Source organism: Edaphobacter modestus (assembly GCF_004217555.1).
In the GTDB taxonomy this organism is placed as follows: domain Bacteria; phylum Acidobacteriota; class Terriglobia; order Terriglobales; family Acidobacteriaceae; genus Edaphobacter; species Edaphobacter modestus.
The window spans coordinates 1-15,529 of the sequence record NZ_SHKW01000005.1; the positions used below are offsets into that span (position 1 = coordinate 1).

The window sequence follows — 15,529 nt, forward strand, 5'->3', positions numbered from 1 at the left end:
TTGGTCGTCCGTCGAAACGCGAGCATATCCAATGACCATGCGAAAAAGATATCACAAATCATGTCAGAATCGTGTTGTTTTTGATATGAGCTGTGGTACGATTTAGAGGATTTATAACTCGCGTCAAAAGATGGTTCCAAAACGCTTCATAAACCGTCGTCTTTGACGTCTTAAGCTGAGGTCGATGACCGCACTGGCGATTATGCACTCATTGGGATCCCTAATCCCAGTACCTTGGAAGGTATCGACAGTGCCCTCCTAGGTTGGGCTTCGAAGGCAAACCAGCCCTTGTCAAGGAAAGGCGGGCCAGTTTCATCCACGCCAAGACATCAGGTCCAGTTCGGCAGGGGAATGCGTGACGCAAGACGACAGACAACAATTGTGGATTCATTCGTAATGAGAGTTCTATAATTCACAAAACCATGAGGCGATTGCTCCAACTGGCGACGGTCGTTCTGCTACTAGCATGTCTCATCGCGCCATTATCGGAGTTCTTTGATCAATGGGACCCGGAGGGCCTTACGAACGATACCGAGTTCGGTGTCGTCGCTCTGATCTTCGTTCTGTGCCTCGTAACACTGGTGAGCAAGCTTATAGCGATGGGTTCTTTCCGGTTCGACCTTTGCAGCGCAAACCTGGTACGCACACAGAATTGTCGAAGGCAGAGTAAATTTGAACACTGCTTCATCTTCCTGGTTCCCTCTCTCTTTAAGTCTTCCCTTACGAATTTGATTATGGAGCGAAGCGCCTATGGGCACGCGCGGTGTAGCGAGTCTGCGCAGACACGCAATCCTGCGCGAATCGAACGCCGATGGTCTATGTCGACTTAGGGCCCTACATGTGAGTGGCCTGCATGGGAGACGGTAGCCTAAGCAAGACGGGAGACAAGCATCATCTTCCGATCCTGCGGCGTTATGAGATTGTTTGCTCCATGATCCACAGACAGGGAAACCATGTACTCTTCTTCCGGGACGTTTCCAGATGGAACATACGCTCTGACGGCTGGGCCGAATCTTCCCGACACAGAGGTTGGGAATCAAGTGAGCTCTCTTATCTTCATCGCCACCCATGGTTATGACAGTCACACGTGGACTGTATTAAATCAGGGGCGGTTTATCGCCGACTTTTCGCTTCTTATGGACGCTGGTACTGCCTATAGACTCTTTCAGAGTCTTCGCAATGGAAAAAAGTGACGTTTCCGGGAATCTTCAACCTCGAATTTCCTGAAATTGCATCTCGGAGGATGAACCGATCTTCCGGTCTTCTCGCTGTGCGAAACGAGTGGTCTCAATCCAAAATCACAAGAAGGATGAGCGATGACTAAAGCACCCCCAAAACAACACCACTACGGAAAGATCGTTGTTTCTTCAGCACTTGAACGCTTAGAGAGAATAGCAGCCCTTATTGAATCATTGCCTCTCCGCTGGCCGATACTTTTTTTGTGATCCTGTATGGCGCTGTCGCGGTAGCTACTGCGAAGACGAAACTACTGTGGGATGACGAGTTTTTCACTCTGTATATCTCAAGAGCCGGTAGTATGACTCAGATACTCGAAGCGCTGGCCACAGGCGCCGATCAACATCCCCCTCTCTTCTATTACCTTACGCATCTGTTTACCGTTGCTTTTGGCACCAGCCACCTTACGGTGCGCTTGCTGCCAATCTTCGGTTTCGGCATGATGTGCGTCTGTCTTTTCCACCTCCTCTACCGCAGAACATCTCTTCTTTGGGCGCTTCTTGGGATGACTCTTCCCCTGGCTTCCAGTGCCTTTTACTACGCAACGGAGGCACGTGGCTACGGTTCTGAGCTCGGGTTCTGTGCGCTCGCTTTGCTCGCTTGGCAACGGGTCACTTCCTCTTCGACTAACCGACCTCAATGGCTTGTGGTCCTCTTCTTTGCTTGCGGCCTTGCAGTCTCCAGCCATTACTATGCCGTGTTGTTCATCTTTGCTCTGGGCCTCGGCGAGGTGGCGCGCACTATCCAACTAAAACGCATTGATGTTTGGACGTGGCTTTCCCTTATGGGGGGCGTGGTTCCTCTGCTCGTCTTCTTCGGCACGATCCGCAGGGCCAGTGGCTATTCAGCGCACTTTTGGGCCGTCCCGATATGGGGAACCTTGATGGACTACTATCTTCAGCTTTTCGGTGGCCTCGCCAACGTTCTTGTTGTCGGCGCCGTACCGTATCTTGTCATCCTGCTCCGTTCTGAGGCTCGAGAAGAGGATTATCGCTTTGAGATTCGCCGCTTTTCTACATATGAGGTCGTGGCATGGAGCTCAATTGCCGCTATCCCTCTCTTCACGATGATACTGGCGAAGACCGTGACCCACGGCTACATAGAGCGGTATGCGATCTCCGCCATGGTTGGAGCCGTTGTTCTTCTATGCCACTTCGGATATGCCGTAGCTCCCAGACCTCGCAGCTTTGCTCTAATTCTATGTACAGTGGGACTGCTCTATTTCACCGCTCACAGTATCTGGCTGATTCGAATAAGTAGGCTCGATGTGAAGAGACTGTCCGATCACATGGCAATTCTTGAATCACATACTTCCTCGCCATTCGTCATGGCCGACATTACGAAATTTCACCAATCGTCCTTTTATGCTCCGCGAAATCAACTGCAAAACGTCGCCTACGTAGCTGATCCCCAAGCGTCAGTGGAGTACATCTTCAAGGACACCGTAGATCGCGGTCTCCTCGATCTGAGGCCTTGGTTTCCGATCAACGTGGTCCCCCGTCAACAGTTCGTCGCCGAGTACCATGATTTTCTCGTCTACAGCTATCTTGGGTCCTGGACTTGGCTCACTTACGTTCTTCTGCCCCCGCACTATCGGACCGAACTACTCGATCGGATCGATGCAAATGTTCTACTTAGTGCTCGTCTGATAGACCGCACTCCCGCTATCAATGGCGTCTCCACTCGGCCGGTCGCCGATGCCCTGTTCAATAGAATGAGCAAGAATGGCCCATCGCTCTGTAAACAGTGGATGCCGCATGACGACTTTTGTGACACGATTGAGAAGCAAAGACAAGAGTCAATCGAGGAAAAAAAAGCTGGCAATTCTAAGTAGGCCAACTTGTTGTATCGATAACGAAAAGGCTTTTCATTTTTCAGACACATGAGCAGCTTCTCTAGCCGCATTACGGGTCGGTGTCTTCCGGCTTGCGATAGATTTCAGAGCTCACGAGCCGACTGCCGAGTAGCGATCGGCCCTCGGTCAGTGCATTGGGGATCCATCACTGACCGAGCTTAGGAACCCGTCGACTGCTGGCCAACGGCAATGGCCTTACAGTTTCCCATATGTATGATCCGTCGCAGTGAATCGACCAAGGGACGGTGAAATTAAAGGACCGTTGCAAAGGGGATCGACGAAGAGAAGCAATAAAAGAAGGCGTGGCCCTGTTTGGCTCCACCAGGCGAAACGTGAGCAAATTCACTAACCAAGCGGCGAAGAAATCACAAATCACGTTCTAATCTATTTGTTTGTGTCCCGGCTTATGAGGCGATTTCGAAGGACTCATAAACCGTCATTTTTGATGCGGAGCTATAGATTGGGAGGTTCCATGGCGTCTTCAACTGAAGTCGATGCGCTTTGAATTCATCACTGAAGAGTACGTTTTGAGTTGTTCCAAAGATGTCTCCCGTTCCTGCCGTGTGGTTCAGTAGCTCATGGATTGTTACTTTCTGAGCGAGATCTTTGTTGGGATAGTCAGGAAGGTAGTTTACCAACGGATCATCGAGCTTTATCTTTCCCGCTTCGGCCAACTGCAGTGTGGCTACTGCAGTAAATACCTTGTTGATCGAACCAATACGAAAGCGTGTCTCTGCTGTGTTGGAAATCATCCGTTCGCGATCGGCAAGTCCATACGCCTGCTCGAAGAGCAGAGCATCATCTTTTGCGATCAGTATGACTCCGGAAAACTTTCCTGCGGCCGTATCTTCGCCGAGTTTCGTTTTGAGAGCATGGATCAGCTCCTCATCTGTTCCGTGTGTAGGCTCGGGCACGGCAGGAGACTGGGCCGATGAGAAGGGGCAAAGTATAAGCGCAACCACAAGCATCTGTGCCATCCGCGCAATGCTCGTCCACCAACGTGAAGACTTTCTTCTTTGGCGACGCCCAACATGTGGCGTATTCGATGCTCCTATCCACAGGGTGATCCAAAGACTCAATGCGATTGGAACACTAATGAAGTAGAGGTGATCGATGAGAAAGAAATCTGTTCGCGTGAGATCTCCAATGACGATTTGCGGATGCCCAAGCTGGCGAAGCACGGCAAAGCTCGCGGCAAAGATCAATGCCGTTCCCGTGGACAGCGCAAAGCATTGCTCATGCGCCGAGTGCGAGTTCATTGATCCGGACAGTGCTGTGTACGCAGCGAACCCCAGCCAGACGAACAATACCGCTGGCAAAACCCCATAGATGATCGGCGAGATTGACGACCATGGCCATGCAAGAACCTCATAGTGATCAAGTGAATACGTGAGACCTCCCACACAGACAGCTCTCCAAAATGGATAAAGCGCACTCCATGCCACTGCGAAGGCCAGCAGCGTTGCGCAGCGATTCATCCTCGCGATGATGTTGAGCAGAATGGCTGCAGACACCTGGTACCAGAACCACCGCGCCGAGCGTCCATCTTCCAGTTCTTCCAACAAGTCTCCGGAGAGATTGCCTCGCTTCCCCGCAGACTCCATACGGTCAAGCACCCACAAAGCGAGCCGCACAAATCTCATCTGTCTCACGCGATCCCTCCCTTGATGGGCGGCAGAGCTTTCCAAAGCCTACTGAGAACATGCCGCGTCTCCTGGAGAGCGCGAATGCCGCCGGCAGTTACGGAGAAGTAGCGCTTCGCTCGTCCACCGCGCTCGGGAGTGGATTCACCCAGGGTCGATTTCACGAATCCTTTAATCTCGAGTCGGTCCAGCGCAGCGTAGACGCTGCCCAGCGATACATTGCGGTCACGTACCTCGGATAATTCTCTGGCCAGAGGGACTCCATAGGTGGCGTTATCCAATCGGATAATCGCCAGGAGAACCATCAGTTCGAACTCCCCGAGAAATCTTTGATCATTCATATATTCATTAATAGCGAATAAATAAGATTCTGTCACGTCAATGTTGTAAAAGGAGTGATTTGCACGAGAAACGCGCTTCCGCTCACCAAGAAGCTGCAGTTCCCTGAAAATCGGGGTTTTGGAAAACAGTTGCCACAGGACACGAAGCACCGCACGTCGAAATATCTAAACAACATCATTGAGGCAGACCACGGCGGTCTCAAGCGGGTGATCCGTCCCACCCGCGGTTTTCAAACGATGAGAACAGCGTCTGCCACCATCAAGGGATTTGAGGTTATGCGTATGATCCGCCGTCGCCATTGCCTCCTCTGCAAGCCTAAAGTCGCCGGCGAAATTCAATTCATCAACAAGCTGTTCGATGTTGCTGCTGATCTGCAACATCGGTACGAGCGAGTTGCCTCTGCGCCAGTTAATGCAACAGAGCCGATCGTTCATCATCGGCTATGGCTCCTCGCCTTCCCGACGCGGACCACCCCTTGACTGCAAATGGTCAAACTGGAGATCTCCCGGTTCCCAAAACACAGAGCGTCCGTGCAGGCCAGGGTCTACGACCACGCAGGACCGTTCGGGCACTCGCGGTAACGCGCCCGTTCGTTTTGCCTTCCGCAAACGTAAAAGCGTCGGCGTCCTGGATGAGAAATATTTCGCGGCTCAATGGCTGGCCTGCACGCTCCCCTGTCAACGCTTCGCCCGCACACCTCGCGGTATGCTGCGCATGACTCGGGGCCGGTGTGGTTCGCTATGCCTTCACCGTAACGGACTTGCACCATCTACTCCTTGCCGGTCTCCGGCGCACTAACCTACGTAATATTCCGTGTCTTGAGGTCTCCCCACCTAGTTCATGGCGGTTCGCAGCCCGTGCCAGCTCAGAATGATTTACGAGCTTAGCAAACTGCGCTCTCTGCACCGACCGCTGTATTGATTATCTGCCACTTCCAAGCGGTGCTAAGTATCTCGATCAAGCCACGTTGAGGAGACCAATGGAGTTTTTTTCTGGCGTACTCTCCGTCGCAAATAAGGACCGGCGGATCGCCTGGCCGTCTTGGGAGAATGAGTCGTGGAACATGTAAAGCGGATACTTCTTCCGCAGCAGAGATGACCTCTAAAACAGAGAAGCCGGTTCCGGTCCCCAAATTAAAAACGTCAGATTCCCCTTTGTGGATTAACAGATCCAGGGCGCTAACGTGCGCAGAAGCTAGGTCATTAACGTGGACATAGTCGCGGATGCAAGTGCCATCGGGAGTGTCGTAGTCATTCCCAAAAATGCTGACTGCTGGAGAGTGTCCTGAAGCCGCTTTCAGGACAAGTGGTATGAGGTGGGTCTCCGGCGACCGCAATTCCCCCAACATCCCCGACTCGTCAGCACCAGCAGCATTGAAGTACCGGAGTGCGACAAATTTGAGACCGTATGCGGCCGAGTAACTTTTCAAAGCATCTTCAAAAGCCGCTTTCGTCTGGCCATACGGACTGAGTGGAAATCGTGGCGTTGTTTCGGTGATAGGAAGCTGCTCCGGGGCACCGTACACAGCGCAGCTGGACGAAAAGATAAACTTGCTTATCCCCGCATCCACTGTTGCATTGAGCAAAGTGAGAGCGTCGGTCATGTTAGTTGCGTAGTACTCCCTCGGTTTTAGAACGGATTCGCCGACATAGGCCCTTGCCGCAAAGTGCATTACTGCGTCGACGTTCTTAAGGAAGTGCCGCAAACATTCGTAATCAGCTATTTCGCCGTGAATAACCTCAAATCTATCTATAAATCTTCGATGACCAGTACTAAAGTTGTCATAAATCACAGGGATATAGCCACGTTCGCTAAGCCGCCGAGCAACGTGAGATCCTATGTATCCTGCTCCACCTACCAAAAGAACTCTCAAGAAGACCTCGCGTCTGCCTTGTCCGGCTAACCGGAGATGACATCCAACACCTGCTCAATCCTCGCGCCGGTAAAGTGCAAATAGAATGCCAAATCACGAGCGCAAAATCTGACTGAAAACGCCATAGGACGTCCCATTTTTTTGCATATGTTTGCAAGGCAGAGGTCATGAGTTTTGCTTTTATTGCATGATTTCTGAGCCCGCGTCCAACTTATCGGCATTTTTTCATCTGTAACCGGATAGAAGATATCGGGTCAGCATATTTAGTTACCAGTTGACGATGTAACTTGCCGTGGCACGGAATCTATCCCGCTTTGGTTACCTACTTGCACCAAGATGTAAACGATGAAGCTCCTTATCGCCATTCCAGCGCTGAACGAAGAAGCGAGTATTGAGGACATCATTCAGCGTTGTCTCGACGCAAGGGACGAGATTATAGGCAACTCGCACATTACTGAAGTCGATATTACTGTTGTTAGCGACGGCTCGACGGATCGGACAAGCGAACTTGCCCACCGGCATACCGACAAGATTCAACTGATTGTTTTCAAAGAGAATCGGGGCTACGGCGCTGCCATCCAGCATGCCTGGCAAGATTCGGATGCCGATCTTCTTGCTTTTTTGGATGCTGACGGAACTTGCGATCCGCGTTTCTTTGCGAACCTTGCCCGAGCTCTGCGGGACGAGCACGCTGACGTAGTGCTTGGTTGCAGATTGAACGCTGAAACAAAAATGCCGCTGCTTCGGCAGACCGGAAATCTACTCTTTGCCGGCCTTCTTACATTACTTTCCGGCCGCCGCATCCGCGACACTGCAAGCGGCATGCGCATTGTGCGCAGAGAAGCCTATAACCGGCTACGCCCCTTACCCAACGGCCTGCACTTCACACCGGCGATGAGCGCACGCGCCCTGCTCGATCGCGAAGCTCGCGCTAAGCTTGTCGAAATTGATATGCCCTACCACGAGCGTGTAGGCGATTCCAAGTTGAAGGCTGGCCGGGATGGCCTCCGTTTTTTGGGGGTCATTACCAAAACCGCTCTCAGGTATCGTCCCGTCCGGCTGGCAACCCTTCTTCTCACCACGGGGGTGCTCACATTGGGGGTCTCTCTGTATTTTCTTCGCGGCTTCCCAAAATGAGCCCCACCCAAGTCCGGTCAAAAACCCTACGAACCGGAACTCGGTACCTTCATTCGCATCCGCCGAATGATTTTAATATGACGAAAGATCCTTTAATTCGGAAGAGACAGATCATCGAAGGCTCGCTGGCCATCCTTGTACTGCTTGCGGGGCTCCTCATTCGAATACAGTATCTGGACGAGCGGCCATTTTGGGTGGATGAAGCCGAGTCTTCGATTAACGCACTTACGATTCTCGAAAACGGCTATCCGACGGATGCATATCTTGGCATTCCGATTTACGAGAACACACTGATCCAACCGTGGCCAGGAAATGCGGAGTATGAGTTTCGCGATCTGAGTTACTCCGACAAACACGTTGCCGTTTATCATGGCTGGCTTCCGCTTTATGCTATCGCCGGATCATTCGCCCTTCATGGAGTCACTCCGGACTTCGCAAATGGGGTACCTGCGGTAAAGCATGATCTGAATGAATGGAAGCGCCGCACCAGGGCCGCCCGGTTGCCTGCAATTCTGTTCGGAGTACTTTTTCTCGCGGTGATTTTTGCTGGGGGAAGAATCCTCTATGGACCGGACGCGGCCTGGGCAGGACTGCTGGTGGGATCTATCTACCCATATCATATTGCCATCTCCCGCCAAGCTCGCTATTACTCCGCCGAGGTTGCACTGACTACGGCATGCGCGGTTTCGTTGTGGCTTCTGGTCAAGGATTGCAAGTGGAAGCACGTCTACCTCGCGGCGGCCGCGTTTGTATTGCTGTTTTACACTCACATTCTGAGTTTCACTGCGGCTAGCCTCGTCTGCCTGCTGGTTGCACCGGTAATTGTCCGCAGGCACGTGGCCGGTGTACGCAAGCTGACTACTTTCGCCGCACTTGCGACCGCAGGGACCCTGCCGTGGATCTTCGTAACTGAGTTCTACCGACAACAGGGACACATCCCGCGGGCCTGGCCGCTGTTGAATCTCCCAAGCGACTTCTGGCGATATCCGCCTGTTCAAGTGTCGTCTGCAGCAGCAGGTATCATCATTGCGTTGCTGACTGCCTGGGTGGTTCTGATGAAGCCGCGCGTTTCACTACGTCTCGCCGCGCCCGCAAAAAAACTCGCCCCTGTACTTTTGTTTCTTGGTGTTTGGGCAGTGTGCGGATATGCGACATTTGTCGCGTTTGTGCCGGCAGTCAGTTTCGACAGCGGCCGGTTAAATCTGAGTTACTGGGGCCCGCTTTTTCTACTCGCATCCGTGACCGCTGCGGCCATTACGCGTGTCCTCGTACCGCGGTATTCGTTAGTCTTAGCTCCCGTGCTCCTATTGATGGTCTTCATGGCAACGGGCCGCAGACCGAATTTCCATGAGACATTTGCAGCAGGTAACTGGAAGGCAGATGCTATTGTGCTGGACCGGCTTGGGGCCACGTCGATGGATCGCACGACTAAACTCTATGCAGCTCCGAATGACCATCTGATTCTAAGCTTTTACTCAGGACTTCCCGTGCAAGACATCACTCCTGTGCGAAAGTCGTATCTGGATGCGTATCCGGGTAACATCATTTACATCGACCGTTCTGTTTCCGTCGAGACAGGTTTTCTTACGGCGGAAAGCATCCAGGAAGCTGCTCTTCGAGATGGCTATAGGCTGTCGCCGGAAGCCGCAGAGACATGGTCCATACTGCTGCGCACGCGGGATTATCGCGAAGCTATGCTGAAATCGGTGTCGCGCAGTGCGCCGCAAGAGGTTGAGGCGGTACCTCCTTTCGGACGGCAACTTCTCACTGCACATCACCGCAAGCTTCCGTCAGTTTTTACAAGCTCCTCTTTGGAACTTGTAACTAGAGGCTTCGCGATAAGCTCGTGGACCGACTGGCGGAATGTGCTGAAGTATCGATTCATTGGGCCGGAGGCGCGCAGTAGTGTTCATGCCAATTACGCTGACCGGCTGCGCGGGTCGGACGCCGTCATCCTGTCGAATGCGGATACAGCCCTGTATCTCTCCCGATGGCATCCGGCGGATGTGAACGATGGCATCGAGTTCCGCTTTGTGCGGTGAGTACCGCACTGCGATGAGCGGTGTATGCTTCGTGTCACGCTGCACTCAAATCCCGGACTGTTGCACATAAAACCCGGACGAAGTTCCTGCTGAAGTTTGTCCGGAATATAAGTACAAAAGATGACACTATGCTCTTTCCATGCATCAGTTTCGGTCCGGGATTTGAGTACCGCGCGCCACCCCGTACCATCAAAAAGTTGAAACGATGGAGTGAATTCGGGCGCAAAACCAAAGGTTGCACGACGCATATCGTGTGCGTCTTTAGTGGGATAAACGCCGTCTTTCCCCGCATTCCCAGTATCAGGGCGCTGTAGTCCAATTTCCGACATCGGGAGGGCAACGCGCGACCAGCCCTGCAAAGCCAGTCTTGTATCCTGATCTGGCCAGCCCGGTTCCACTCGACTGCAGAATAGTGCAGGGTTTGGCCAGAGAAAACGTTCCGAAACAGCGAGGAACTGAGGATTTAGCGATTTGGCATGTGGCGGGGCGATTGCAGGTAGTTTGTGTTGGTCTAAATCAATATTGAGAATACTGGAGATTCATCTTGCGAGGAGCTCTTCGTCTTTTTGCGGCGGCCGTCGTTGTGGCTTCTTCCACCATTCCAGCGTGTGCCGATACGTTTACGTATGACTTCAACAGTACTTTTGGGGTGCCGACTTTTGGGGTGCCGGCTTCCTTCACGTACACGAGTCCCTATCTGATTACAACCTTCACGCCCGTCGCTCCAATAACAACTTGCTCGGTAAATGGATTTGCTTGCCTTCTTGTAGTGTTTGATCCGGCTAATCTGCATTTGCAGATCTATGCTGTTCCGAACGTTGACAACTTTCAGGGCAGCAATTTTTCGGGTTTTGATATGTTTAGCGTCGGCACCCATCAATTCTTCGACAGTATTACGATGACCGTTACCGATAACCCTCTCACTCCTGTTCCTCCTCCTGTTGCTCCTACTCCTGAACCGTCCAGCCTGGTTCTTCTCGGGACTGGAGTTCTTGGCGCGATAGGAGCATGCCGTCGAAAGCTTTTCGTGCTCTAGCACATTACAGCTCGATCGCTTCAGTTCGTCGGCGCGCCGCAGTCCAGTCTGGCGAGCTGAAGCGACTGATAGACCAAGTTCATGTTCCTGGGACTACCCCTTAAGATCTTTGACAGACGAGATCGCGAGCCTCCTACCAGGACCACTCCTGTTTCCAGACCTACTCTCGCCAGATTCGGCCCATAAGTCCTTACAAACTGCCGTTGGCGCCGTGGACGACCTCCAATTCTTCGCTTTTCCTCCAGAATCCGGCTCTCCGCCGGTCTTAATAAAAGGTGAGAGGCTAGAAACGCACTCGCTCGCGCCGTCTTTTCAACCGACTTGGAGAAATCCGCGATCGTTCTTTCGAAACCAACGCCACAGAGCCAGCGGTCTCAACCTTGTGGTGGCCGCAATTACGCTCTGGAATACTGTCTACCTCGAACGCGCGGCAGAGCATCTGGCAAAGTCACGACCGTTCAACTCTGCCCTTCTCCAGCACGCTTCGCCACTCGGATAGGAACACATCAATCTCACTGGCGACTACATCTGGAATATCAACAGGCGCGTTGCCAAAGGTGGCCACAGACCTCTCCGAAACCAACGAACGGCCTTCGTGAGGGCTATCGCGGTAGGGATGCGCATTGCTGCGCACCCCCCGCACAGATCCCGGCGGGCGTGATTCACGCACCGGGCTCCCACCTCGGGTGTTTGCCTGGTACAAACCAAGCCGGCCACTCCAGAATTGACCCCCTCTTAGCGGCCAGCGTAAAATTTGCCCGTCGCATATGTGATCTTCCCTCGCGACGCTCGTCGGCCCTGGTCTCTCCAGAAAAATCTATCGACCCCTAGATCTCCCGGCTACCTGATTCATTCCACTAAATCGGCGCCTCATCGAGAGCCTCATCCGCTCTCGAAAAGCTGTCTACCGCATGCTGCATCCAGCGAAAGAGGCTCCGATACAAATTCAGGTCATCCATGATGCAAACTCTCAATTATCTCCTGTGGGTTGCCGGCTCCAGGCTTTTCCCAAATTCACTTCAGTAGTAACGAATTTCATCCATTGGAGAAGATACATATGAAACGCAGAGACTTCCTGAAAACCACCGCCGCAGTCGCAGGCGCCAGTGTCGCCACTCGCCTTGGTTTCTCTAAAAACATCACCGAACCAGGAGCGAAACCTAACGTTCTCTTCATCCTTGTCGACGAATTGCGCTGGCCTTCCGTCTTTCCCATAGGCATCGACAGCGCCGAAGAATACTTCAAGCGCTTCATGCCGAACCTCTACAAACACGTCTGGAAGCGCGGAGTAAAATTCTCTAACTACTACACTGCGGCCTGCGCCTGCACACCTGCTCGCGGAACCATCATCACCGGTCTCTACGCACATCAGAGCTGGCTCATGACCACTATAACCACCAATCCCAACGTGCCGGTCCTCAATCCTGCATATCCTACCTACGGCAAGCTGCTTCAGGCAGCCGGCTACACCACCCCTTACGTCGGCAAGTGGCACGTCTCCGTCCCCAACGGCCCCAGCGACACCGCTCCGTACGGATTCGACTGGAACAGCCCCCCCGATCCCTCCGGGTACAACCTCCAGGGAACCTACGGCGACTTCAACAGTGATCCCCAATTCCACAACGACGCCTACACCACCAACCAAGCCCTAGCCTACCTGCAGAACGTCAAGACCACCGATGGCCCATGGTGCCTGACCATCGGCTACGTCAACCCGCACGACCGCGAGTTCTTCCCCGCTGGCACCGAGTTCCTCACCTACACCAACCTCTTTGCGAACTACAATCAAAACCACCCGAGCGCCCCGCTTAATCAGATCCTGGACTATACCAACAATCCTCCGATCGTGGACTGGGACACCAACCAGCTCAAATCTCCTCCCTTCTTCCGCTACCCCTTCCTGCCGCCCAACTGGCAGAACCCCAACAACTACGCCGCAACCGGCAAACCCACCACCCATACCTTCATTCAGCAGTTTCAAGAGGCCGTCTGGGGAGGCGTCACCACTAACCCGCTTCAGCGTGGCTTCAGGGTCAGGCCCTATGGCAACGGAGACACTGGCTTCGGCATCGGATTCGCGCCCTTCTACTACTGGCAACGCGGCCTCGACAGCTACACCCAGATCACTAAGATTGTCGATCAACAGATCGGTGACGTCCTCGATCAACTCCACAAGCTGCCGCAGAGCATCATCGACAACACCGTCATCATCTTCGCCTCTGACCACGGCGAGTACAGCGGCGCGCACGGCTTCGTTCAGGGCAAGATCGGTACCGTTTACGAGGAGTGCATGCACATCCCGCTCATCGTCATGGACCCCAGCGGCCGCTTCACCGACGACACCAATACCATCCGAACCGGCCTCTGCTCCTCCGTCGACCTGCTGAACATGTTCGTTACCCTCGGCCACAAGGGCGACACGACATGGCTAACGGAGTTTCCCAATAACCAGATCTACGCCAACCGGCTCGACATGTACTCCATGCTCAAGTCGCGCTGGGCTCCCGGCAGATCTTACCTCCTCTTCTCCACTGACGAAATCGCTCCCGGCTTTTTCAACTTCAATAACTCCCCAACCAACATCGTCGCCCTCCGCACCAACGACACCAAGGTCGGTGTCTACTCCGACTGGTTGCCCGCCACCACCACCATCGACCCCGCCACTGTACAGCTCGAGTTCTACGACCACTCAACCCAGGCTGGTCAGCTCGAGCTCATCAGCCATCCCGACGCCCCCCGCGCCGAACAGGGCTACGAGGCGCTCGTCAATAACTACATTCCCAATGAGCTCGCCGCACCCCTCCCCGGCAATCCACTCGATCCCAACTCGTTGCGCTTCCAGCAGCTCAAATCCGAGGCCGCGCACCTCATCTACCGCGACCTCATCAAGAACGAGTCAGACTCCACATGGCGGACCGGTAGTGGCCTGCGCCAGCTGCTCGGCTACGGAGGGCAATTCTGACGAATCGTCCGAACCGCCAAAACTCAAGGGAGACGATTCACGAAGCCTAATGACGTCTTTGGAGTCCCGAGTCCGTGGTCCGCGAGCCGGAAGTTGCAGGACTTCTTCTCATTTGTTGTAAATCATTTTAGTGAGCAAGGGAGTGCATTCCTCTAGGGTTGACAACAGGGTTACTCAGTCATTGAGCTGCGCTGATCGTTGCATTCTTCCTTGACCCGAACCACTTGATTTCATAACAGTGTTTGCTCTGTCGAGGCGCGATTGGACTCTGGGCCGGGTGAACTTGGCGAAAACCCCGTTTCCGGGAACAACTGATTCAAGCGGCAAGGGTCACTGCCGAGAAACCGACTTCACCGTACTTAGTCTTCCTCATCACGGATCTGCGTTGTGTGGGTGTGGTGCGATCAGCCGATGGCCTTGACCTCGAGTCTGCGGAACCAGATCTCGGCGTATTCAATCTCGAGAGCGATCTTGCCACGCGTTAGCGGGATGAAGCTGCCGGGATTCGCTGGGTCCGGTTGCTGCAGCCGTGTAATGGTGTTGACAGCGCGGCCGTTGATGATATGCGCGGCGCGGTCGCCCTGCCAGAGCACCTCGACCGTATTCCAATCGTCCAGCTTCTCGAAGTTTCCGTCCTTGATCTTGCGGCCCGTGCTCGGCTCTTCCGTGCTGTGTTTGCCGGCGGCCTTGGCGGCATCGCTATCGGGCGCAGGCCAGCCATGGGCCGGACTTAAGCCCTGGCCGAAGAGCCCAGCGCCATGCGGAGACTGCACGCCACGAACACCGTCGACCAGGAAGAAGTCGCCCACATCGCCTTCTTCAATCTGGCACTCCACGCAGCGCGGCCATACCTTGTCTTCACCTACCAACCCGTACAGCAGCCCGTTGTCGCGCTTGCTGATCGTGCGCGGCGCAAACTGTTTGACGCCCCACTTGTACTCCAGGCGGATGCGCACGTTTTCAAATTCCTGGTGCGTCGCCAGGTAGCCCGCCTCGTAGTGGGTGTCGTCCACGTCAGCGCCCATGATGTGGAGCATCTCGTTCTCCACAGTGACAATGCGCTTCTTCTCCGCCACGCCCTTGCCGCTCTTCTGAAGCATGGAATACCAGCCAGTCAGGTCGCGATCATTGATTAGCGAGATCCATCCGTCGGCACCCGGCGGAGGCAGCGTCAGCTTGGGCGGTGCAGCCTGCGCAAGAGTTGCAAGAGGCAGGAGCGTGGGACCCAGTGCAAGCGTACCCATCCCCTTCAATACGTGTCGGCGGTTGATCATGCAGTTTCCTCAATCCAAAGGTAGATACAGCCGTTAGGTTCGTCAGAGGGCATCGAACCTCTCGCGAGCGATCCATTCCATACTAAGGTGCGTTGGCGACTTGTGGGTGGTCTGCATTGACTCGCCAAG

9 protein-coding genes and 2 pseudogenes are annotated in these 15,529 nt (G+C 53.8%); 7 read left to right on the forward strand and 4 right to left on the reverse strand.

The genetic code is table 11. The features are described 5' to 3' along the window. Positions 1-1,537: 1,537 nt before the first annotated feature. Positions 1,538-3,070: a glycosyltransferase family 39 protein gene (locus BDD14_RS28990; RefSeq protein ID WP_130424724.1), complete on the forward strand. Its 1,533-nt coding sequence runs from the start codon at positions 1,538-1,540 to the stop codon at positions 3,068-3,070. A 425-nt stretch (positions 3,071-3,495) separates the two neighbouring features. Here BDD14_RS28990 and BDD14_RS32665 read toward each other — a convergent pair whose 3' ends face one another. Both BDD14_RS32665 and BDD14_RS29000 read right to left on the reverse strand, forming a co-directional pair. Then, the gene (locus BDD14_RS32665) at positions 3,496-4,734 is read right to left on the reverse strand and encodes a serine hydrolase domain-containing protein (protein ID WP_242618369.1); all 1,239 of its coding nucleotides are present in this window, start codon (positions 4,732-4,734) and stop codon (positions 3,496-3,498) included. A 5-nt stretch (positions 4,735-4,739) separates the two neighbouring features. Beyond that, the gene (locus BDD14_RS29000; RefSeq protein WP_130424726.1) at positions 4,740-5,075 is read right to left on the reverse strand and encodes a PadR family transcriptional regulator; all 336 of its coding nucleotides are present in this window, start codon (positions 5,073-5,075) and stop codon (positions 4,740-4,742) included. 132 nt (positions 5,076-5,207) lie between these two features. Here BDD14_RS29000 and BDD14_RS34870 point away from each other — a divergent pair. Continuing rightward, positions 5,208-5,369: pseudogene (locus tag BDD14_RS34870) on the forward strand (DDE-type integrase/transposase/recombinase); the annotation flags it as partial. 590 nt (positions 5,370-5,959) lie between these two features. Here BDD14_RS34870 and galE read toward each other — a convergent pair. Next, positions 5,960-6,949 carry a UDP-glucose 4-epimerase GalE gene (gene galE / locus BDD14_RS29010; protein WP_130424728.1) on the reverse strand — a complete coding sequence of 330 codons (990 nt, stop codon included), beginning with the start codon at positions 6,947-6,949 and terminating at the stop codon, positions 5,960-5,962. Between the two features lie 345 nt (positions 6,950-7,294). Here galE and BDD14_RS29015 point away from each other — a divergent pair, with 345 nt between their 5' ends. The 5 genes and pseudogenes from BDD14_RS29015 (at position 7,295) to BDD14_RS29040 (ending at position 14,126) form a co-directional block, all read left to right on the forward strand. Then, positions 7,295-8,086, forward strand: coding sequence for a glycosyltransferase family 2 protein (locus BDD14_RS29015; protein ID WP_130424730.1), 792 nt, complete (start codon positions 7,295-7,297; stop codon positions 8,084-8,086). Between the two features lie 77 nt (positions 8,087-8,163). Then, positions 8,164-10,128: a glycosyltransferase family 39 protein gene (locus tag BDD14_RS29020; RefSeq protein WP_165420389.1), complete on the forward strand. Its 1,965-nt coding sequence runs from the start codon at positions 8,164-8,166 to the stop codon at positions 10,126-10,128. 544 nt (positions 10,129-10,672) lie between these two features. Then, positions 10,673-11,164 (forward strand): PEP-CTERM sorting domain-containing protein, encoded by a 492-nt coding sequence (locus BDD14_RS33480; RefSeq protein WP_242618367.1) that lies wholly within the window; start codon positions 10,673-10,675, stop codon positions 11,162-11,164. Between the two features lie 243 nt (positions 11,165-11,407). Then, positions 11,408-11,825: pseudogene (locus tag BDD14_RS33485) on the forward strand (Tn3 family transposase); the annotation flags it as partial. Positions 11,826-12,221: 396 nt separating this feature from the next. Continuing rightward, the gene (locus BDD14_RS29040) at positions 12,222-14,126 is read left to right on the forward strand and encodes a sulfatase-like hydrolase/transferase (RefSeq protein ID WP_130424736.1); all 1,905 of its coding nucleotides are present in this window, start codon (positions 12,222-12,224) and stop codon (positions 14,124-14,126) included. A 404-nt stretch (positions 14,127-14,530) separates the two neighbouring features. On the opposite strand, the gene BDD14_RS29045 is transcribed toward BDD14_RS29040, so the two are convergent. Continuing rightward, positions 14,531-15,400, reverse strand: coding sequence for a 3-keto-disaccharide hydrolase (locus tag BDD14_RS29045; RefSeq protein ID WP_130424739.1), 870 nt, complete (start codon positions 15,398-15,400; stop codon positions 14,531-14,533). Between the last annotated feature and the right edge of the window lie 129 nt (positions 15,401-15,529).